We start from the raw sequence: 21690 nt of genomic DNA on the forward strand, positions 1-21690 counted from the left end.
CTTCGCGGGACGGGAAAGCCGTCAGCGCGCGAGGATGCCTGCCATGATGATGTCGATCGTATGCACGCGATAGCGGTCGCGCAGTTCCTCGGTCAGGGTGTCCTGATCGAAGCAGTGCTTGAGCACGAGCCGGGCGGAGAAGAAGCGGTCTACCGCGCCGGTGACGGTGAAGTAGAACAACTGGGGATCGATCTCGCGAAAGACCCCGGCCTTCACGCCATCTCCGATCAGCTGCTCGTAGGCACGGTAGATTGGCGACAGATAGCAGTCCGCGATCCGCCGCGCCTCGGCATCGTCGCTCTCGCGCACCATCCGCATCGTCAGGCGGTTTAGGTACGGGACTTCGTAGAACGTATCGACCACCTTCCACAGGTGCCGGCGCAGCTTGGCCTCCGGCTCCCACCCGTCCTTGGCGACAAGCGCGTCGACGCTGCTGACGATGGCCTGCCAGTCACGGTCGAGAAGCGCCTTCAGCAGGCCCGCCTTGTTGCCGAAGTAGTACTTCACGAGTGCCGAGTTCAGGCCAGAGCGCAAGCTGAGTTCGGACAACGAGATGTCGATCACGTCGCCGTCGCGCATGATCGCGCTGGCCGTGTCGAGAAGCAGCGCGCGCGCACCCGGAGGTGCGGCGACGTCCGCGTTCGGCACGGCGGGGGCAGCACGCTCCTTCATCGCCGGACTTACTTGGGACCCATGCGGATGGCGCCGTCCAGGCGGATGCTTTCGCCGTTCATGTAGTCGTGGCCCAGCAGGAACAGCGCCAGGTCGGCATATTCCTGCGCCTTGCCCAGGCGCTTGGGGAACGGCACCATCGCGGCAAGCGCGTCCTGCACGCCCTGCGGCATCCCGGCCATCATCGGCGTCTCGAAGATTCCGGGCAGGATGGTGTTGACCCGGATGCCCTCGCCCATGAGATCGCGCGCAAGCGGCAGCGTCATCGCCTGCACTCCGCCCTTCGAGGCGGCATAGGCGGCCTGGCCGATCTGCCCGTCCTGCGCGGCGACCGAAGCGGTGTTGACGATGGCGCCGCGTGCGCCCGAAGCGTCCAGCGGCTCCAGCGTCGCCATTCCTGCGGCCGACTTGCTCACGCACCGGAACGTGCCGACGAGATTGATCGCGATCGCTTTTTCGAACAGCGCCATGTCGTGCGCTCGAGGCTCGCCCGTCTCGCGGTTCCTGCCCACGGTCTTGGCGGCGGGGGCGATGCCAGCGCAGTTGACCAGGACGCGCTCCTGCCCGTGCGCATCGCGAGCCTTGGCGAAGCCGGCTGCGACGCTGTCTTCGCTGGTCACGTCCACTGCGCAGAAGACGCCGCCGATCTCGCCCGCCAGCGCTTCGCCGGCCTCGGCATTGAGGTCGAAGATGGCGACCTTGACGCCCTCGCCCGCAAGCGCCCGCGCCGTCGCTGCGCCAAGCCCGGAGGCCGCGCCAGTGACGACAGCGGCGATGGTGCCATCAAGTTTCATTCCAGGCATTCCTTTCCATGACGCCCTAAGCCGTGTCAGGGGGCCGCGACAAGCATTTCAAGCGCTTCATTTAATCAACCGGTTAAGTGGATGACGCTCCCGGGTCAATCCACCGGATGCTCTAGCGGATTGCCAGCGCAACAGGATTTCACCCGGGCGATGACGCGCGCAACAAAGCATGTTCGCAATGCCGATATGCAACAGCTACGTTGCTCCTCGTAACGCACGTGAATCTTTGTCATACAGTCACGGCCCTGCACCTTGTGCAACTTGGCTGTTGCGCCTTTGCCACAGCGACCGACACAAATCGTGCTCAGGGGCGAATGGGATTGAAAGCATGTCGCCATAGAGCAACAACCCTTTCCCATGGCCTCGAGATGCGAAAGCCCTCGATGTCGGCAACGGGTCTCCTTTCCGGGTCTGGTCACGCTCCCGGATAGGCGAACGAAGCAACAAGGGACACACAAGTGAAAACAACCATCCAGAAGGCCGCTCTGCGCGGCGCGGCGAGCCTGTCCGTGCTCGTCCTGATGAGCGGCACTGCCTTCGCGCAGACTGCCGACGACACCGTCGAAGCAGGCGAAGCCATCGTCGTCACCGGTTCGCGTCTCGCACGCCCCGACCTGCAGGCCACCAGCCCGCTGTCGGTCGTCGGCTCGGGCGAAATCGCGCTGCAGGCCGGTTCCGCCAACATCGAGAACGTCCTCAACGACTATCCGCAGATCCAGGCGACCCAGAGCTCGACCTCGAACAACCCGGGCGGCGGCGTCGCCACCGTCAACCTGCGCGGTCTCGGCTCGCAGCGCACCCTCGTCCTCGTCGACGGTCGCCGCTACATGTCGTACGACGTCAGCCAGGTGGTCGACCTCAACACGATCCCGAGCGCGCTGATCGAGCGCGTGGACATCGTGACGGGCGGCCAGTCGGCAGTCTACGGTTCGGACGCCATCGGCGGCGTCGTGAACTTCGTCCTCAAGCGCGATTTCCAGGGCGTCGAGCTCAACAGCTCGTACAACCTGACCGATCGCGGCGACGGCCAGATCTGGGACATCAGCGGCACCATCGGCTCGAACTTCGACGATGGCCGCGGCAACGTCACTCTCTTCACGCAGTACACCAAGCGCAAGCCGACCCTCGCCGGCGCACGCGCATTCTCGCGCGATTCGCTGATCGACGATGGTGAAGGCGGCCTCTTCGCCGGCGGTTCGGGCACCACGCCTGACGGTCGCATCAACGTTCCGGGCCTCGGCGCGGCAGCTGGCCTTGGCTGCGACAACCTCATCTTCCTGTCGGCCGGTTCGCCCTCCTGCTACAACTCGGCGACCGACGGCTACAACTACTCGCCGATCAACTACCTGCAGGTTCCGCAGGAGCGCTTCATGGTTTCGGCCATGGCGAACTACGAGATCAACGAGCACTTCAAGCCTTACCTTGAAGCGCAGTTCGTCAACAACCGCGTGACGACGCAGTTGGCACCGACCCCGATCACCCAGGGCACGCCCTATGGTGAAGGCGTCATCGGCAGCATCCGCCTGCCCACCGCCTCGGCGTTCTACAGCCCTGCGTTCGCCTCGGCCATCGGTAGCCTGGACGCCGATGGTGACGGTTTCGTCGATACCGCGACGTTCAACTATCGTACCGCGCAGATCGGTCCGCGCGCCAACACCGACGAGCGCAACGCGTTCCGCATCGTCGCAGGCATGGCCGGCGACATTGGCGCAGGCTTCTCGTACGACGGCTACTACATGTACAGCCGTACGAAGAACTCGCAGCGCCAGAGCGGCAACGTCGCGATCGACCGGTTCCTTGCCGCCGTCGCCGGTTGCCCCGAAGGCTCCCCTGCAGGCTGTGCTCCGGCCAACATCTTCGGCGCGGGCCAGCTCAGCCAGGAAGCTATCGACTACGTGTCGATCGATGCGACCAACCTCGAGCAGTACACCACGCAGGTCGCCAGCTTCGCGATCACCAATTCGAACCTGTTCGACCTTGGTGCCGGCGGCGCCGGTCTGGCGCTCGGTGCGGAATGGCGTAACGAATCGGGTTCGGTGCAGCCTGACCAGTACCTGTCCTCGGGCAACGTCGCAGGCTTCAACGCCGGTCAGCCGACCGGAGGCAGCTACTCGGTTCGCGAGTTCTTCGGCGAAATCCGCATCCCGCTGCTTGCTGACAACATCGTCCACCGCTTCGACCTGAACGGCGCTGCTCGCGCCACGCACTACTCGAACGCTCCGGGCAATGTCTTCACCTGGGCAGCAGGCGCCGAACTGGCTCCGATCCGCGACCTGACCTTCCGCGGTCAGTACCAGAAGGCCATCCGTGGCCCCAGCGTTAGCGAACTGTTCCTCGGCCAGACCGTCAGCTTCGAAGGCAATGCCGAAGGCTGTAACGCAGCTGCGGCAGCCACTGCCGGCCAGCTGCGCGACATCTGCCTTGCGCAGGGCGTTCCGCAGTCCGTCCTCGACGATCCTGCAGCTCGCGCGGCTCTCGCCGATCCGAACCTCGTGAACCCGATCACCTTCGTCGGCGGCAACCCCGACCTGACCGAAGAATCGGCCAAGACGTGGACCATCGGCGGCGTCTTCACGCCTTCGTTCGCACCGGGTCTGTCGCTGACCGTCGATTACTACAACATCAAGATCGACGACTACATCACTGCCGTCCCGACCGACACGATCGGCCGTCAGTGCTTCGTGGAGTTCAACCAGGACTACTGCTCGCTCATCACCCGCAACTCGCTGGGGCAGATCGAGACCTTCACCGCCCTCAACCTGAATTCGGGCGGCCTGAAGACCTCGGGCATCGACGTGACCGCCAACTATGGCGTCCCGCTCGGCGCACTCATGGGCTCGCAGGACACCAAGCTGATCTTCAGCTTCAACGGCTCGCGTCTGCTGAAGTTCGACTACGCTCCGGTCCCGGGCGACACCATCGAGTGCGCCGGTCGCTTCGGTGCGCAGTGCGGCGTGCCGCTGCCCAAGTGGCGTCACACGTTCCGTACAGGTCTCGACTTCGACAACGCGTCGTTCTCGGTCCAGTGGCGCTACTTCGGCTCCGTCAAGGATGACGACGACAGCTACGTGTACGCTTCCGAGCGCAACAAGGCTCAGAACTACTTCGACGCCTCGTTCAGCTTCGACGCCACCGAGAACTTCACGTTCTCCGGCGGTATCTCGAACATCTTCGACAAGAAGCCCCCGATTTCCGCCGGTACGCAGAACGGCGGTAACGGCGAACAGTCGAACACCTACCCCACCGTCTACGACGTGCTCGGACGCTCGCTGTTCATCAGCGGCAAGATGCACTTCTGACGACAGGTCGGATGCTTTCCGCCGGTGTGCAAGTCACGCCGGCGGACGGTACCCGCAAGCTACCAAGGTGCGGGGCGCGACTTTCGTTCGCCCCGCACTTTTCGTATCAACGGCCTGCAGACGCGGCAAGGAACACCCATTCAGGGCTCGTGCCGTTTGTCTCCGGGCGAAACAGGTGAGGATCGCATGAGCTTCTGGCGTATTGTTGCTCCCGTGGCATTCGGCCTGACGGCGGCGTCGGCCGGCGCGCAGGAGACTGCCACTCCCCCGCCCGCGCTCGAGGCCCTCGCCCGGTGCCGCGCCATCCAGGCCGATCCCGAACGCCTCGCGTGCTACGATCGCGAAAGTACCGCGCTTGCGGGCAGCATCGAGCGCGGCGATGTCAAAGTGCTCGAGAAGTCGCAGATCAAGACGATCCGGCGCTCGCTCTTCGGCTTCCTCGCTCCCAAGGCCGATGTGCTTGGCGACAGCAAGGGCGAAGACGCCGAGACCTGGAACACGCTCAGCGCCGAGATCGGGGCGGTAAGCGGGCTTCCGAACGGGCGCTACCGCATCGTGCTCGACGACGGAGCGGTCTGGCAGACCACCGAGAACCCGCAGCGCCTGCGCGAGCCTCGCTCGGGCGACAAGATCGAGATCGAACGCGCCGCGCTCGGCTCGTACTGGCTGCGGATCAACGGCCGCCACGGCGTGAAAGGCAGGCGCGTGGAATGAGCGAGGCGCCCCTGCCCCCGCTTTCCTCTACCGAGTTCACGCTTTCCGCCTCGATAGACGTGGACTCTTATCGCGAAAGTTACGCGCGGGACGGACGGGTTCGCATAGCGAACTTCCTGCCAGCGGCAGCAGCGAGGGCCCTGCGCGACGATCTTCTTGCCCGAGAGGACTGGAAGCAGGTTCTGAACAGCGGGGCCAAGATCTTCGAACTGAGCCGTTCGACGCGCGCCGAACTTGCGCCGGAGCGGGCCACGGCGCTTGACGATGCCGTCTATGCCGATGCGCGCGAAGGCTTTCAGTTCCGCTACGAGACGATTCGCGTGCCGGACGAGAGCGAGGCGCGGACCCCTCATGCGGACATGCTGCACCGCTTTGCGCAGTGGATGTCCGGGGGCGAAGCGCTTTCGCTCCTGCGCAGTGTGGCAGGCGAGCGGGCGATCGCATTCGCCGATTGCCAGGCAACGGCCTACTGGCCGGGCGACTTCCTGACCGGGCACGACGACGCAGTGGCGGGCAAGAACCGGCACGCGGCCTATGTCCTTAGCCTCAACCCGATCTGGCGGATCGAATGGGGCGGCCTCCTGCTGATGCACCTTCCCCAGCAGCGCGTGGAGGGTCTGGCGCCATCCTTTGCCACGCTCGACATCTTCCGCGTCGGCCAGCCTCACAGCGTCAGCGAAGTCAGCCGGTCGGCCCCCGGACCGCGTCTTTCCGTCACGGGCTGGCTCCGGAGCCGCTGACCTCTGTTGCAATGTTGCAACTTCATGCCTGCAAAATTGCATATTTGTTGCACTGGGTGTTGCCGCTGAAGCGCATTTTTGGGCACCATAAGGTCAGGCGCGGCATAGTTCCGCCGGTCGCGGCAGGTCGAGTGGGGCATGCCCGTATGCAACGAGGGAATACATTCATGATTTCGAGCAGAAGCGCCCTGCTTCTCGGCGGCGCGGTCCTTCCCGCACTGGCCGTTCTCGCGATGCCGGCTGCGCATGCACAGGACGCGGCGGCCACCAACGATGCCGGCGTGGAAGACGCCGGCGACGCGATCGTCGTCACCGGTTCGCGCATCGCTCGTCCCGAGCTTGAAGTTGCAAACCCCGTCGTCGCGATCACCGCAGGGCAGATCGAGCAGACCGGCCGCACCAACATCACCGACATCCTGCTCCGCAACCCGGCGCTTTCGGCGTCCACCGGCAACTCGCTGGCTGGCGGCGCGGATGCAGGCTTTGGCGGAACCGGCCTGAACCTGCTGAACCTGCGCAACCTTGGCGAAGACCGCACCCTGGTGCTGGTGAACGGCAAGCGCCACGTCTCGGGCCTCGCCAATTCAGCTGCAGTCGACATCAACACGATCCCGCAGGACCTCATCGAACAGGTCGACGTGCTCACCGGCGGCGCTTCGGCCATCTACGGCGCGGACGGCGTGTCGGGCGTCGTCAACTTCGTTCTGAAGCGTGACTTCGAAGGTCTTTCGGTACGCGGTCAGTCCGGCATCTCGTCCAAGGGCGATGCCGCGAACCGGTACTTCAGCGCTCTTGCGGGCAAGAACTTCAGCGACGGGCGCGGCAACATCGCGCTTGCCTATGAATACAACAAGCAGGACCGGCTCGGTTCGGCCAAGCGCAAGTTCTCGGGCGATCCCGCCCATTATCGCGAAATCCTGCAGAACCAGGACGATCTTCCGCTCGCCGACGGCAGCGACGATCCCAGCGTCCCCGACCGCATCGTCTACGGTAATCTCACCTGGCCGGACAGCGCGATCGACGGCGCCGTTGACCTCGATCTCGACGGTATCCCCGACTACACCGGCAGCGGCCTGGTCTACGACCGTGGCCAGCAGATCATCGGCACCAGCCGTGCCGTCGGCGGATCGAATACCCCCCTCGCCGGGTACTTCGGCGACCTTCTTCCCGAAACCTCGCGCCATGTCGCGAACCTGCTTGCGAGCTACGAGTTCTCGCCCGCGCTGCGCTTCTACGCCGAAGGCAAGTATGCGGAGACCCAGGCCTACTCGGTCGGACAGCCCGCGTATGACTTCTTCACCTTCCTCGCCCCGGACAACGCCTTCCTGAACGACCGTTTCGGAGCCGGCGCGGCTCCCGAAGGTGCGCTCATCTCGCGCGACCACCTCGACTTCGGGCTGCGCGGCGAGGATGCGACCCGCAAGACCAAGCGCATCGTGCTCGGTTTCGACGGCGACCTCGGCAGCAACCTCAAGTACGACATCTCGTACGTCTACGGCCAGACCAAGGTCCGCACCAAGCAGACCGCCAACCTGATCGCCGACCGGTACTATGCGGCGCTCGACGCTGTGCGCGACCCGGCGACCGGGCAGATCGTCTGCCGCTCGTCGCTGTCGTATGACGGCGTCATCGACCCGAACAACTTCGGCGGTCCGGCCTCCACGTTCACGCCTGGCGCGAACAGCGGCTGTCGCCCGCTCAACGTCCTGGGCGTGAACCAGTTCGATCAGGCAACGCTCGACTGGGTGCTGGCCGACGATGTCAGCCATGCCAGGATCTCGCAGGAAGTCGTGTCGGGCTCGATCTCGGGCAACCTCGATTCGCTGTTCACCTTCCCCGGCGGCGGTTCGTTCGGCTTCGCTGTGGGCGGCGAGTACCGGCAGGAAAAGAGCCGCAACACCCCGTCCGACCTGCTCCTCAATGGCGAGCTTCGCGACTGGGCGCAGATGGCGGTGAGCAGCGGCAAGTTCGACGTGAAGGAAGCTTTCGTCGAATTCAACGCTCCGCTGCTTTCGGACATGCCCTATGCCGAGCTGCTCTCCGTGTCGGGCGCACTGCGCCTTTCGGACTACAGCACGGTGGGTAGCACGACGACGTGGAAGATCGACGGCATCTACGCTCCGATCCCCGACGTGCGCTTCCGCGGTTCGTACTCGCAGGCGGTGCGAGCGCCCAACATCGGCGAGCTTTTCCGCCCGCAGTCCGGCACCTTCCAGTTCGTCACCGATCCGTGCGACGTCTCGCGCCTCAACAACGGCACCCAGTATCGCGCCGCCAACTGCGCCGCGCTGCTGTCGGGCCTTGGCCTCAGCGCAGACCAGATCGCGAACTTCAGCCCATCCACGGATGCGCAGAACACCACCTCGCGTCGCGGCCTCACGGGCGGCAACCCGAACCTCTCGGAAGAAACAGCGAAGTCCTGGACGGCAGGCGTCGTGCTGCAGCCGAGCTTCATTCCGGGCCTCACGCTGACGTTCGACTGGTACAACATCAAGATCAAGGACGCGGTCAACACGACCACGCCGACCGAGCTGGCAGAACTCTGCGTCGACCAGCCGACGATCGACAATGTCTTCTGCTCGAACATCTTCCGCGAGCAGGGCACCGGCCTGGTGCTGGGCGACGGCAACGATCCGGCGCGCCGCAACGGCTTCATCATCAGCCCGCAGAACGTCGCGGCACTCAGCACCTCGGGCGCCGACTTCGGCATCCGCTACGTGCTGCGCACGGATAACGTGGGCTCCTTCGTGTTCAACCTGAACGGCGGCTATCTCGACACCATGACCGAGGTACCCTCCATCGGTGCGGACCTGGATGACGACAAGCTCGAGCAGTACAATCCGCGCTGGCGCGGTTCCGCGGACGTGACGTGGAACCTCGACAACCTGTCACTGAACTACGCCTTCATCTACCAGAGCAAGACCCGCCGCTACACCACGGAACAGCTCGCGGGCGATCCGGACATGGCGGAAAAGAAGTACATCTGGTACAAGGAACTGGCGCAGCACGACGTTCGCGTCGCCTACTCGGTCGACGACAACTTCGAGTTCTATGCAGGCGTCAACAACCTGACCGACCAGAAGCCCGACATCGGCATGCTCAGCTACCCGATTTCTGGCCTGGGCCGCTTCTTCTACGCCGGCTTCAAGGTTAACACCGACAAGCTGTTCTGAGGCGATCATTCCGGAACATGAGAAAAGGGGGGCTTTCGCCCCCCTTTTTTTGTTTCCCGAGGGATGGCTCGGCTCAGTCCACCGTCATCACCAGTGCGCCGTCGCCGTCGTCGATATGAAGGTGGGAGCCATCCGGCACTTCGCCGGCGAGCAGCTTCTCGGCGAGTGGGTCCTGCAGATAGCGCTGCACCGCGCGCTTCAGAGGCCGAGCGCCATAGACCGGATCGTAACCGACCCTCCCCAGCCAGCGCTTGGCTGCATCGGTAAGGTCGAGCACGATCTTGCGATCCTTGAGGAGCTTCTGGACCCGCCCGACCTGAATGTCGACGATGGGGCCCATGTGCTCCTGCCCGAGGCGATGGAACAGCACGATCTCGTCCAGGCGGTTGAGGAACTCGGGCCTGAAGTGTCCACGCACCACCTCCATGACCTGCGGCTCGACTGTATCGACGTCCTGCCCCTCGTCGAGCTGCGTCAGATACTGGCTGCCGAGGTTGGAAGTCAGGATGATCAGCGTGTTGGTGAAGTCTACCACGCGTCCCTGCCCGTCCGTCAGCCGTCCGTCGTCGAGCACCTGCAGCAGCACGTTGAAGACATCCGAATGCGCCTTCTCCACCTCGTCGAACAGCACGACCTGGTAAGGCCTGCGCCGCACGGCCTCGGTCAGCACGCCGCCTTCCTCGTAGCCCACGTATCCCGGAGGCGCACCGATGAGCCGCGCGACCGCATGCTTCTCCATGAACTCCGACATATCGATGCGCACCATCGCGGTGTCGTCATCGAACAGGAAGCCGGCAAGCGCCTTCGTCAACTCCGTCTTGCCCACGCCCGTGGGGCCAAGGAACAGGAACGAGCCCATCGGCCGGTTCGGATCCTGCAGCCCGGCCCGCGCGCGGCGCACGGCCTTGGACACGGCGGAAACCGCGTCCTTCTGCCCGATCACCCGCGCGCCGATCGCTTCCTCCATCTTGAGAAGCTTTTCGCGCTCGCCCTCCAGCATCCGGTCGACAGGGACGCCGGTCCAGCGGCTGACCACACCGGCGATATCATCCTCGGTCACTTCCTCGCGCAGGAGAGCGTTGCCTGCCGAGGCCTGCGCTTCGGACAGCTGGCGCTCCAGGCTGGGGATCGTGCTATAGGAAAGCTCGCCCGCCCTGGCATAGTCGCCGCCGCGCTGCGCCTGCTCCAGCTCAATTCGGGCCGCGTCGAGCTGCTCCTTGAGCTTGCCTTCGGCGGCAATCTTGTCGCGCTCGTTCTGCCAGCGGGTGGTCAGCTCGCTGGACTGCTGCTCCAGGTTCGCCAGTTCCGCCCGCAGTGTGGCGAGCCGGTCCTTCGAAGCCTCGTCCGTCTCCTTGCCGAGAGCCATCTCCTCGATCTTGAGCTGGATGATGCGGCGATCAAGCTTCTCGATCTCCTCGGGCTTGCTTTCCACTTCCATTCGGATGCGGCTCGCGGCCTCGTCCATGAGGTCGATCGCCTTGTCGGGCAGGAAGCGGTTGGTGATGTAGCGGTTTGAAAGCGTCGCCGCCGCCACGATGGCGCCGTCCGTTATGCGCACGCCGTGGTGCAGCTCGTACTTCTCCTTCAGCCCGCGCAGGATCGAGATCGTGTCCTCGACCGTCGGCTCGCCCACAAAGACCGGCTGGAAGCGACGCTGCAGGGCGGCGTCCTTCTCCACGTACTTCTGGTACTCGTCGAGAGTGGTGGCGCCGATGCAGTGCAGCTCACCGCGCGCGAGCGCCGGCTTCAGGAGGTTTCCCGCGTCCATCGAGCCCTCCGAGGCCCCGGCACCGATGAGCGTGTGCATCTCGTCGATGAACAGGATGATCTGTCCTTCGGCGCCCTTCACCTCGTCGAGCACGGCCTTGAGGCGCTCCTCGAACTCGCCCCGGTACTTGGCGCCGGCGATGAGCGCGCCCATGTCGAGCGCCATGAGGCTGCGGTCCTTGAGGCTGTCGGGCACGTCGCCGTTGGCGATGCGCAGGGCAAGACCCTCGGCGATGGCGGTCTTGCCCACGCCAGGGTCGCCGATGAGGACCGGATTGTTCTTGGTGCGGCGGGCGAGGATCTGAACGGTGCGGCGGATCTCCTCGTCGCGGCCGATGACCGGATCGAGCTTGCCGTCCTTGGCTGCCTGCGTGAGATCTCGCGCGTACTTCTTCATCGCGTCATAGGCGTTCTCGGCCGAGGCGCTGTCGGCGGTGCGCCCCCCGCGCAGTTCCGTGATCGCCGCTTCCAGCGACTGCGGGGTGACGTTGGCCGCCTTCAGCGCTTGCCCTGCGGGCGTGGTGGTGGCGAGCGACAGGCCCAGAAGCAGCCGCTCCACCGTGACGAAACTGTCGCCGGACTTGGTGGACGCCTGCTCAGCCGCGTCCAGTACCCGGACGGCGTCGTTGTCGAGCCCGGGCGCACCCTGGGCACCGCTGCCGGAGACGGCGGGCAGCTTGGCAAGGACCTTGTCGAGTTCCTGAGTCGCGAACGCCGGATTGCCGCCCGCACGGCGGATGAGCCCGGCCGCCATTCCTTCGGGATCGTCGAGAAGGGCCTTCAGGACATGCTCGGGCGTGATGCGCTGATGGTTCAGGCGGATAGCGACAGTCTGCGCTGCCTGGAGAAAACCCTTCGCGCGGTCGGTGAACTTTTCGAGATTCATAGGTTGATCTGCCTCCTGATCCCGTAGATATAGTGTTGCCTTTATGCAACACAAGGGCGTCGCTGGGTGAAGTCGTGCTCTGGCGGATTGCCCGAGCGGCAAGATGGGAGCGCGCCGCGTGATTGCCAAGGCACTTCGTCAGGGCGGTAATGACTGCCGCGATGTCAAACCGCGTGGCATGCGGCCAGGAGGATCCCTACCCTTCCGCCAGAAACGATTGGAAGAGGCTCCAGTGGCGCGATTTACACCCCAGCAGGCAGCAGACGTCCTCGCGATCAAGCAGGTGATCTATGAGTGGGGCGACGAACTCGACATCCACAACGGCCTTTCAATGCGAGAGGCAGATTGCCTGTCCGCAGACGTGCACTACAACGTCGGCGGCCAGTGGCGCGAAGGGCTGGCGCAGGTGGAGGCGTTCTACAAGAGCCGCGCCGAGACGATGCGTGCGGGCGCTGGTCTCATGACCATGCGTCACATCATCACCTCTCTGCGCGTCAGCTTCGAGGACGCGGACCATGTCAGGGTCGGCTACCTGCTCGTCTTCTTCGCGGCGCCTGGCGAGGGTCCTTTCGAGGCTTATTGCGACCCACTCGCCGTAGCCGACGTGAAGATGGAGTGTCGACGGGAGGAAGATGGCGAATGGCGCATCACACGATTTGATTCGGGCCAGATATTCAGGCGCGGCTGAGACCCGGCGCATCGCCGACGTCCTCGTGAAAAACAGGCGCGAGGTTGGGGGATTGCCGGGCTTTTGCCTCTGGCACCGGCCGGCCAAGCTGCTAACCTCGTAACATGCGATCCTTTTCCACGTCGAGCGTGACAGCTCTTGCCGCCGCCCTTGCCCTGTCTGCCTGCGCTTCTTCGGCGCCTCCGCTCGCCAGCGCCGGGCCGCTGCCGGGCAGTTCTGCACCCTCGACAGGCGCCGCCGCCGCCGCATCGCCGCAGGAACTCGTCTCGCGCGTGGACATTCCGTTCGAGAAGTTCGTCCTTGCCAACGGCCTCACCACGATCGTCCACACCGATCGCAAGTCGCCGATCGTCGGCGTCACCATCTATTACAAGGTCGGCTCCAAGAACGAGCCTCGCGGCAGGACGGGATTCGCCCACCTCTACGAGCACCTGTTCTTCGGCGGCTCGTCCAACGTACCAAATTTCGACATCCCGCTGGAAGCGGCAGGCTCCACTTCAACCAACGGCTCCACCTGGTACGATCGCACCAACTACGTCGAGACCGTGCCTACCGGCGCGCTCGATCTGGCACTGTTCATGGAGAGCGACCGCATGGGCGCGCTCCTGCCGGCCGTGACCCAGGACAAGCTCGACAAGCAGCGCGGCGTTGTCCAGAACGAGAAGCGTCAGGGGGACAACCAGCCTTACGGCCTTGCCGAATATGCCGTGGCAGAGGGCCTTTTCCCCGTGGGCCACCCTTATCGTCACTCAACCATCGGCTCCATGGCGGACCTCAACGCCGCAAGCCTAGGCGACGTGCGCAAGTGGTTCACCGACCACTACGGCCCGAACAACGTGGTGCTTGCGCTTTCGGGCGACATCGATGCCGCCACTGCGCGCCCGCTCGTCGAGAAGTGGTTCGGAGCGATCCCCAAGGGTCCGGAAGTGGCACCCGTCGCGGCAGGTCCGGTCACCCTGCCCGCTTCGGTATCCCGCGACATGACCGATCAGGTTCCCGTCCTTCGCCTGACGCGCCAGTGGAGCGCGCCGGGCCTCAACGACCCGGATGCCGCCCCGCTGCGCGTGGGCATGCACATCCTGGGCGGCCTCGCCAGTTCGCGGCTCGACAACGCCCTCGTGCGCGGATCGCAGCAGGCGGTGTCGGTCAGCGCCTCCGCGCAGGTTTACGAACAGGTGGGTGTGCTGGAAGCGTCGATGGACGTGAAACCGGGCGTGGAACGTACAGCCGCCGAAACCGCGCTCGACAAGGTCATTGCCGAGTTCCTTTCGGCCGGACCCACGCCGGACGAGGTACGCCGTGCCGTCGTGAGCACCCTTTCGGGCGAGATCGGCGGGCTCGAGCAGGTAGGCGGCTTCTCGGGCAAGGGCGCCACGCTGGCGGAAGGCCAGATCTACTCGGGCGATCCCGCCCACTACAAAGCAGACCTGCAGGCAATTGCGGCGCTCACGCCCGAGCAGATCCGCAGCGCCATGCAGAAGTGGATGGGCCGCCCGGTCTTCAAGCTGGCCATCGTACCCGGCGAGCGTACGGACAGCGGCAACGAAATGGGCGGCTGGGGCGACGAAAAGGAAAAGGCCGCACCGCAGCCTGACGCGCGGCAAAAGGCTCCCAAGCTGGCCCCGGCCCCAAAGCGCGTCGCGCCGCCGGTGGCGCCAGTCAGCGAGCTCTCGTTCCCTGCTATCGAGCGTGCGACCCTTTCCAACGGCATTCCGGTGACGCTGGCGCGCCGCACGGCGGTGCCCAAGCTCGTCCTCTCGATCGACTTCGACGCCGGTTATGCGGCCGATGCGCTCGACACCCCTGGCACTCAGGGGCTGATGCTTGGTATGCTCGAGGAAGGGACGAAGACCCGCAACGCGACGCAGATCGCCGAAGAGCAGGAACGCCTCGGCGCTTCGATCGGCACAGGCGCCACGCTCGACACCAGCAGCGTGATGCTGAGCGCCCTCAGCGCCAACCTCGCGCCTTCGCTGGATCTCATGGCCGACCTGCTGCTCAACCCTGCGTTTGCAGAAGCCGATTTCGAGCGCGCGCGCGGACAGGCACAAGCCGAACTCGCGCAGGTGGAATCCACTCCCGCCGCTCTCGCAGGCCGCACGCTGGGGACCGAGCTCTTCGGGGATCATCCTTATGCGCAGCCGAGCGACGGGCTTGGAACCAAGACGGCGCTGTCCGCCCTCACCCCGGCCGCGCTGCGCGCCGCCCACGCCAAGTGGCTGCGTCCCGACCTCGCCCGCATCACCGTAGTCGGGGATGTGACGATGGCGGAACTGAAGCCGCTGCTGGAAAAGGCGCTGGGCAGTTGGAAGGCTCCGGCCGCGCCTCGCCCGGCCAAGCTGCTCGATGCGGCAACCCCGAAGCCTTCGGCGCGCATCGTCCTCGTCGACCGGCCGAACTCGCCGCAGTCGGTCATCTTCGCCGGACGGGTGCTACCGCTCACGGGCCGCACGGCAGGACAGGAGCCGCTCACGCTTGCCAACGAAGTCGTCGGCGACGGCTTCCTTTCGCGCCTCAACCTCGACATCCGCGAGGAGAAGGGATGGAGCTACGGCGTTCGCACCGGAGTCACGCAGTCCACCGGGCCGCGCGCCCTGCAGGTGATGGCGCCCGTGCAGGCCGACCGCACCGGCGATTCGGTGCGCGCCATCATGGCCGACATGGCAGCCTTCCCGGCGAAGCAGCCCGTCTCCGCCGAAGAGTACCAGCGCGTGACCGACGGTTCGATCCGCGGCTTGCCCAACCAGTTCGAGACCAACGGCCAGGTGCTCGCCGCCATCACCCGCAACGAGCGGCTCGGCAGGCCGGACGACTACTACGTCCGCCTCGCGGCAACCTACCGCGCGATCGATGCGAAGCGGATTGGCGCGGCTGCCGGGCAGTACCTGCAGCCCAGCGATCTGACTTGGGTAATCGTCGGCGATCGCAGGATCGTGGAGCCTCAGCTCAAGGGACTGGGCCTTCCCGTCGAAGTGCGGCAGGGTCCGGCAGACAGCGCCTCGCCCGCCCCGGGCGAGGAAGCACAAGGAGAATAAGATGTCGGTTGCAGGTACATTCAACTGCGTGACCAATACCCCCCTCGGCAGGCAGAAGGGCGTGCTTACGATCGTACCCGGACAGGGCGACAGCTTCACCGGCAACATAACCGGCGACCTTGGCAGCATGGACATCAACGATGGCCGGATCGACGGGCAGCGTCTTACATGGTCGATGAAGATGACTTCGCCCATGCCCATGAACCTGGACTGCAAGGCGACTGTAGAGGGCGACGAACTTACCGGCACGATCAAGGCCGGGATGTTCGGGTCGATGGAACTGACGGGAACGCGCCAGGTCTGAAACTATGCCCGGCATGCCCTGTCCGATGACAGGGCATGCCAGCAAGCATACAGCGCGTGAAAAGTCCGGCACCGCGCGCGCACGGGGCGCAGTGCCGGACCCCCTCACCCCCCCAGGTGAGATCGAGCGTGAACAGGCCGCACGGCAGCAAACCCGCTCGCGAAATTTTCTGGTAGACCCCCCGGTCTCGCTACCCACTCGATAACATTGCCGAAGGCGAAGACAAGCGCATTGTTGCTGCTGCGCGTCCATCCGGCGTCGAAGCGGCGCATCACCTTGCCGGTGTCACGTTTGCGCAACATAGGCACAAAGCGCCGCAGGAGCTTCCCCGCGGCACTTTGCCTGACGGAACTGCGCTTCAGCCCAGTCTGGACTTCAGGATTTCGTTGACGACCTGCGGATTGGCCTTGCCCTGCATGGCCTTCATCGTCTGGCCGACGAAGAAGCCGAAGAGTGCGACCTTGCCGCCGCGATACTGCTCCACCTTGTCGCCGTTGGCGGCAAGGATCTCGTCCACTTTCGCCTCGATCGCGCCGGTGTCGGATTCCTGCTTCAGTCCCTCGCGCTCGACGATCACGCCGGCGCCGTCGCCGGTCTCGAGCATGATCTCCAACACCTGCTTGGCGATCGAGCCGGAGATCGTGCCCTTGCCGACCAGCGCCAGAAGTTCGGCGGCCTGCTGGGGGCTGATAGGCGATTCCGCCAGGCTCCTGCCAAGCTTGTTGAGCGCGCCGAACAGTTCCGAGATCAACCAGTTCGCCGCCTGCTTGGCGACTTCGGCAGGAGCCTTGCCCTGTGCGGTGGCGGTTTCGGCAAGGAGCGCCTCGAACCAGCCGAAAGTATCGACGTCTGCCGTCAGCACTGCCGCGTTGTAGGTCGAAAGACCCAGTTCACCTTCATAGCGAGCGCGTTTCGCGTCAGGCAGCTCGGGGAGCGAAGCCCGGCATTCCTCGAGGAAGGCGTCGTCCAGCTCGAGCGGCAGCAAGTCCGGGTCGGGGAAGTAGCGATAGTCGTGCGCGTCTTCCTTCGAGCGCATCGAGCGGGTCGTCCCGGTGTTCGGATCGAACAGGCGGGTTTCCTGAACGATCTTGCCGCCGCCCTCGATCACGTCGACCTGCCGGTTCGCCTCGTGCTCGATCGTCTGCATGACGAAACGCACCGAGTTCACGTTCTTGGTTTCGGTACGCGTCCCGAACTCATCGCCGGGCTTGCGCACCGAGACGTTGACGTCGCAGCGCATCGAGCCCTGGTCCATGTTGCCGTCGCACGAGCCGACATAGCGCAGGATCGTGCGCAGCTTCGACACATAGGCCCCGGCCTCCGCCGGCGAGCGCATGTCCGGGCGGCTGACGATCTCCATCAGCGCCACGCCCGAGCGGTTGAGATCGACGTATGACATCGTGGGGTGCTGATCGTGCATCAGCTTGCCCGCGTCCTGCTCGACGTGGATGCGTTCGATGCCGATGACCTTGGTCTCCGGGATGCCGGCCTTCTCGTCCGCCTCGATCGTCAGCGAGCCCTCGCCCACGAGCGGATGGTAGAGCTGGCTGATCTGGTATCCCTGCGGAAGATCGGCGTAGAAGTAGTTCTTGCGATCGAAGCGCGACCACTTGTTGATCTGCGCGTCGATGGCCATGCCGGTGCGAACCGCCTGGCGAATGCATTCGCCGTTGGGAACGGGCAGCATCCCCGGCATTGCCGCGTCGATCAGCGAGACCTGCGTGTTGGGCTCTGCGCCGAACGCCGTGGCCGAGCTGGAGAACAGCTTGGAATTGGACGTGACCTGCGCGTGGATCTCGAGGCCGATCACGACCTCCCAGTCTCCGGTGGCGCCCTGGATGCGATAGGTGGATTCAGTCATCGTCTTTCGATCCGCTTCGGGAGCGACGCACCAGCCATGCCGCTTCGCCCCATGGTTCGTTTTCCGCCCGGCTACACTGCGGCGCCGGGCAGCTCTATCATCTTCCCGGCGTGGGATCCGGCCCATCGACAGCCATGCCGCATCTTCGCAACATGGCCATCAACTTTCCGGATTACCACCAGCGCTCGGGACGGGTGCCGAACTGTGCCTGGCTCTCGATCGCCAGCCCCGCGTTCAGCACGCCCTGCTCGTCGAGCGGCCGCCCGATGATCTGGAGGCCCAGCGGCAACCCTTGCGCATCCAGCCCGGCAGGCACCGACATCGCGGGCAGTCCTGCCAGGGAGGCCGGAACCGTGAACACGTCGTTCAGGTACATCGCGACCGGATCATCCTGGTTTTCGCCCAGGGCGAAGGCAGCCGTCGGCGCAGTCGGGGTCAGGAGGACATCCACTTCCTCGAAGGCCGTGGCGAAATCCTGCGAGATCAGCGTGCGGACTTTCTGCGCCTTGGTGTAGTAGGCGTCGTAGAAACCTGCCGAAAGCACGTAAGTGCCGATAAGGATGCGGCGCTTGACCTCGGCTCCGAAGCCTGCAGCACGCGTGGCAGCGTACATGTCCTGGAGACCCGCGCCGTCAGGCAGGTCGCGCAGGCCATAACGCACCCCGTCGTATCGCGCGAGGTTGGACGACGCTTCTGCGGGTGCAATGATGTAGTACGCGGCCAGTGCATACTGCGTGTGGGGCAGCGAGACCTCGACGACTTCGGCGCCGGCATCCCGGGCCCATGCGATGCCCTGCTCCCACATCGCTTCGATTTCCGGAGCCATGCCCTCGACCCGGTACTCGCGCGGAATGCCGACCTTCTTGCCCCTGAGGTCCCCAGACAGGCTGGCGGTCCAGTTCGGCACCGGCATGTCAAGACTGGTGGCGTCCTTGGGATCGAAGCCAGCCATGCTTTCCAGCATGATCGCGCAGTCGGTCACGTCCCGTGCCATCGCGCCCGCCTGATCGAGGGAACTGGCGTAAGCGACCACGCCCCAGCGCGAGCAGCGCCCGTACGTCGGCTTGATGCCGGTGGTGCCGGTGTAGGCGGCGGGCTGGCGGATTGAGCCGCCCGTGTCGGTGCCGGTGGCAGCAGGAGCGAGCCGCGCGGCGATGGCAGCAGAGGAGCCGCCCGACGAGCCGCCCGCGGTAAGCGGGGCGTTGCTTCCCGGACGCCGCCAGGGCGACACGACCGCACCGAAGTGGCTGCTCTCGTTCGAGGAGCCCATGGCGAACTGGTCAAGGTTGAGCTTGCCGAGCATCCCGGCGCCCGCTTCCCAGAGTTTGCGCGACACGGTCGATTCGTAGCGGGGGACGAAGCCTTCCAGCATGTGGCTGGCGGCGCTCGTCTGCACGCCGTCCGTGGCGAACAGATCCTTCATGCCGATCGGCACGCCCGCCATGGGCCCAAGCGCTTCACCTTTGGCGCGGGCATCGTCCACCGTCTTTGCCGCTTCGAGCGCCTTCTGCGGCGTGGCGACGATGAAGGCGTTCAGCGCACCCTGCGCGGCAGCGACGTTGGCGTTGAACGCCTCGGCCACTTCGGCGGCGGAGAACTGGCCGGCGGCAACGCCGTCGCGGATGGCGGCAACGCCAAGATCGGTAATTTCGGTCATGTGTCTTCACCCGTTGCCCTGGCGATGGCGGGAACACCGCTGATCACGGCAGGGCAGTGAGAAATCGGCGCCTGCACACGTGCGAAGCCGATGAGATGGAAGTTCGACAGTCGCAGAAGCGTCACTCGATCACCTTCGGCACCCCGAAGAAGCCGTGTTCGGCCGCCGGTGCATTCGCAAGGACGGCCTCGCGGCGATTGCCCCCGGTCAGGGCGTCGGCGTCGATGACGTCGTCTCGCAGGCGCAACGTGTTCGGGATCACCGCCGTCATCGGCTCGACCCCCGTCACGTCAACCTCGCCCAGTTGCTCCACCCAGGCGAGAATGCCGTTGAGTTCGGGCACCATCGCTTCGAGTTCCTGCTCGCTCACCTTGATGCGCGCGAGGCTGGCGATCTTCGCCACGGTTGCGGTATCGACCGACATGGCTTTTCCTTCACGATTTGCCCGGCCGCGCAGGGCGGCTCAGCGGGCGGTATTCGAAGCCGCGCAGCTAGCATCGGCGCGCGGCGCCTTCAAGCACGGGCGCGCCGTGCATGGCGCTTATTGCGCGGGTTGGGCAGGAACGCCGCCCTGCGGCTGGGCAGCCTGGGCCTGGGCCATGATCGCCTGGATTTCCTCGGCGGTCTTGTAATCGATAAGGTCGATTTCGAAGACCAGCGTGGAGTTCGCCGGGATCGGGCCGGAGGCCTGCGCACCGTAGCCCAGTTCGGGCGGGATCGTCAGCTTGTATCGCCCGCCGCGCTGCATCTGGACGAGCCCCTGGGCGAAGCCGGGGACCACCTCGTCCAGCGGCATCGGCATCCGGTCGGCCTGGTCGAAGACAGTGCCGTCGGTCAGCATGCCCTTGTAGTTGATGAGCACGTAGGAATGAGCGGGCACCTTGTCGCCGCTGCCCGGCTGCAAGGTTTCCACTTTCACCTCCGGCGCCGCAGCCGGAGCCGGAGCCGGAGCCACTGGCGCCGCCGCCTGCGCACAGGCAGCACCGGGCAAGATCGCCCCGAGGAGAGCGGCCGCGAAGAGGCCGGCGCTGCCAGACTTCATCGAAGCGCTCAGGGCTGAACCGGGGCCGGCCCGGCGCCAGGAGCGCCCGGCGCGCCGGGAACGGCGCCCTGCTGCTGCATCTGCTGAAGCTGCTGCATGATGCGCTGCTGCTGCTGGATTTCGGCGAGGCTCTTGTAGTCGAGCAGTTCGACCTCGAACTTGAGGTCGGCATCGGCCGGGATCGGGGAACCGGCGGGCGGCGTCGCACCATAGGCCAGTTCGGAAGGGATCACGATCTCGTACTTGCCGCCGCGCTGCATCTTCATCAGCGCCTTGCTGAAACCGGGCACGAACTGCGCCACGGGGTTTGGATAGCTCTTGTTCTCGTCGAACACGGTGCCGTCCATCAACATGCCCTTGTAGTTGATGAGCACCACGTCTTCCATCGTCGGCGAATCGCCCGTGCCGGCAGTCAGCGTCTTAACGCTGGGCGTGGGCGGCAGGGCTGCGTAGGCAACGCCGCCGGCGGCCAGAGCAACCGCGGCAACGCCCAGCCAGAGCTTCGTGACGGCGCCCTTGGCGATCGGCTGGAGCGGAACGCGGGTAATCTCTGTCATGGATCTGCCTCGTACTCGGGAAAAAGGACACTGAAGTTTCGAAAAAGAACGGAAGATCCGAGCCTGTCGCACGCCCGGATCGCGGACGCACAAAGGGCGCGGAAAGCAATTTCCGCGCCCTCATGGCTCAACCCGGCCCAGCGTTCAAGCTGCCCATTCAGGATTTGTCAGGCCGCGATCTTGAGGTGCCCTGCAGGACGCTGCAGGAAGGCGGCCCTAAGGCTCGCCTGACAGGCCTTACTTGGCGCCGTCGCGCTCCATGCGCTTACGCTCGAGCTTACGGGCGCGGCGAACGGCTGCGGCCTTTTCGCGGGCGCGCTTCTCGGAAGGCTTTTCGAAGTGGCGGCGCAGCTTCATCTCGCGATAGACGCCTTCACGCTGCAGCTTCTTCTTGAGCGCACGAAGGGACTGGTCAACATTGTTGTCGCGGACGAGAATCTGCATAAACCGATACACCTCACAAAATAAGAACGGGCCCGCCCCTGCACGAAA

16 protein-coding genes are annotated in these 21690 nt (G+C 65.1%); 7 read left to right on the plus strand and 9 right to left on the minus strand.

Annotated features, from left to right (window positions below):
* Positions 1–21: 21 nt before the first annotated feature.
* Together GR702_RS05935 and GR702_RS05940 are read right to left on the minus strand one after the other, a co-directional pair.
* Complete coding sequence (locus tag GR702_RS05935) at positions 22–672, minus strand: TetR family transcriptional regulator (protein WP_160985046.1); 651 nt, start codon at positions 670–672, stop codon at positions 22–24.
* A gap of 8 nt (positions 673–680) precedes the next feature.
* A complete protein-coding gene (locus GR702_RS05940; protein WP_160985047.1) occupies positions 681–1466 on the minus strand; it encodes an SDR family oxidoreductase in 786 nt (261 codons plus the stop codon).
* Positions 1467–1933: 467 nt separating this feature from the next.
* Between GR702_RS05940 and GR702_RS05945 the strand changes: the two genes are divergently transcribed.
* From GR702_RS05945 to GR702_RS05960, 4 genes are all read left to right on the plus strand, one after another.
* Positions 1934–4774 carry a TonB-dependent receptor domain-containing protein gene (locus GR702_RS05945; RefSeq protein ID WP_160985048.1) on the plus strand — a complete coding sequence of 947 codons (2841 nt, stop codon included), beginning with the start codon at positions 1934–1936 and terminating at the stop codon, positions 4772–4774.
* A 186-nt stretch (positions 4775–4960) separates the two neighbouring features.
* Positions 4961–5488 (plus strand): hypothetical protein, encoded by a 528-nt coding sequence (locus GR702_RS05950; protein WP_160985049.1) that lies wholly within the window; start codon positions 4961–4963, stop codon positions 5486–5488.
* Positions 5485–6228, plus strand: a complete 744-nt coding sequence (locus GR702_RS05955) for a 2OG-Fe(II) oxygenase (RefSeq protein WP_160985050.1) — start codon at positions 5485–5487, stop codon at positions 6226–6228. The genes GR702_RS05950 and GR702_RS05955 overlap by 4 nt, the downstream gene beginning before the upstream one ends.
* 167 nt (positions 6229–6395) lie before the next feature.
* Positions 6396–9401, plus strand: coding sequence for a TonB-dependent receptor plug domain-containing protein (locus tag GR702_RS05960; RefSeq protein ID WP_160985051.1), 3006 nt, complete (start codon positions 6396–6398; stop codon positions 9399–9401).
* Between the two features lie 73 nt (positions 9402–9474).
* Here the strand turns inward: GR702_RS05960 and clpB are convergent, their stop codons facing one another.
* Positions 9475–12054, minus strand: coding sequence for an ATP-dependent chaperone ClpB (clpB, locus tag GR702_RS05965; RefSeq protein WP_160985052.1), 2580 nt, complete (start codon positions 12052–12054; stop codon positions 9475–9477).
* Between the two features lie 232 nt (positions 12055–12286).
* Between clpB and GR702_RS05970 the strand changes: the two genes are divergently transcribed.
* The 3 genes from GR702_RS05970 to GR702_RS05980 all read left to right on the plus strand — a co-directional run bounded on the left by GR702_RS05970 (position 12287) and on the right by GR702_RS05980 (position 16081).
* Positions 12287–12742, plus strand: coding sequence for a nuclear transport factor 2 family protein (locus tag GR702_RS05970; RefSeq protein ID WP_160985053.1), 456 nt, complete (start codon positions 12287–12289; stop codon positions 12740–12742).
* A gap of 104 nt (positions 12743–12846) precedes the next feature.
* Positions 12847–15777 (plus strand): M16 family metallopeptidase, encoded by a 2931-nt coding sequence (locus GR702_RS05975; RefSeq protein WP_160985054.1) that lies wholly within the window; start codon positions 12847–12849, stop codon positions 15775–15777.
* Between the two features lies 1 nt (position 15778).
* On the plus strand, positions 15779–16081 hold the full coding sequence (locus GR702_RS05980) for a hypothetical protein (RefSeq protein WP_160985055.1): 303 nt from the start codon (positions 15779–15781) through the stop codon (positions 16079–16081).
* A gap of 358 nt (positions 16082–16439) precedes the next feature.
* Here GR702_RS05980 and gatB read toward each other — a convergent pair whose 3' ends face one another.
* The 6 genes from gatB to rpsU form a co-directional block, all read right to left on the minus strand.
* Positions 16440–17942 (minus strand): Asp-tRNA(Asn)/Glu-tRNA(Gln) amidotransferase subunit GatB, encoded by a 1503-nt coding sequence (gene gatB, locus GR702_RS05985; RefSeq protein ID WP_160985056.1) that lies wholly within the window; start codon positions 17940–17942, stop codon positions 16440–16442.
* Positions 17943–18114: 172 nt separating this feature from the next.
* On the minus strand, positions 18115–19599 hold the full coding sequence (gene gatA, locus GR702_RS05990; protein ID WP_160985057.1) for an Asp-tRNA(Asn)/Glu-tRNA(Gln) amidotransferase subunit GatA: 1485 nt from the start codon (positions 19597–19599) through the stop codon (positions 18115–18117).
* A gap of 121 nt (positions 19600–19720) precedes the next feature.
* Positions 19721–20023, minus strand: a complete 303-nt coding sequence (gene gatC, locus GR702_RS05995; RefSeq protein ID WP_160985058.1) for an Asp-tRNA(Asn)/Glu-tRNA(Gln) amidotransferase subunit GatC — start codon at positions 20021–20023, stop codon at positions 19721–19723.
* Between the two features lie 117 nt (positions 20024–20140).
* A complete protein-coding gene (locus GR702_RS06000; RefSeq protein WP_160985059.1) occupies positions 20141–20641 on the minus strand; it encodes an FKBP-type peptidyl-prolyl cis-trans isomerase in 501 nt (166 codons plus the stop codon).
* 8 nt (positions 20642–20649) lie between these two features.
* Positions 20650–21198, minus strand: a complete 549-nt coding sequence (locus GR702_RS06005; protein ID WP_160985060.1) for an FKBP-type peptidyl-prolyl cis-trans isomerase — start codon at positions 21196–21198, stop codon at positions 20650–20652.
* A gap of 237 nt (positions 21199–21435) precedes the next feature.
* Positions 21436–21642 carry a 30S ribosomal protein S21 gene (gene rpsU, locus GR702_RS06010; protein WP_160985061.1) on the minus strand — a complete coding sequence of 69 codons (207 nt, stop codon included), beginning with the start codon at positions 21640–21642 and terminating at the stop codon, positions 21436–21438.
* Positions 21643–21690 lie beyond the last annotated feature (48 nt).

The sequence above is a fragment of the Novosphingobium silvae genome (genome assembly GCF_009856825.1).
GTDB lineage: Bacteria > Pseudomonadota > Alphaproteobacteria > Sphingomonadales > Sphingomonadaceae > Novosphingobium > Novosphingobium silvae.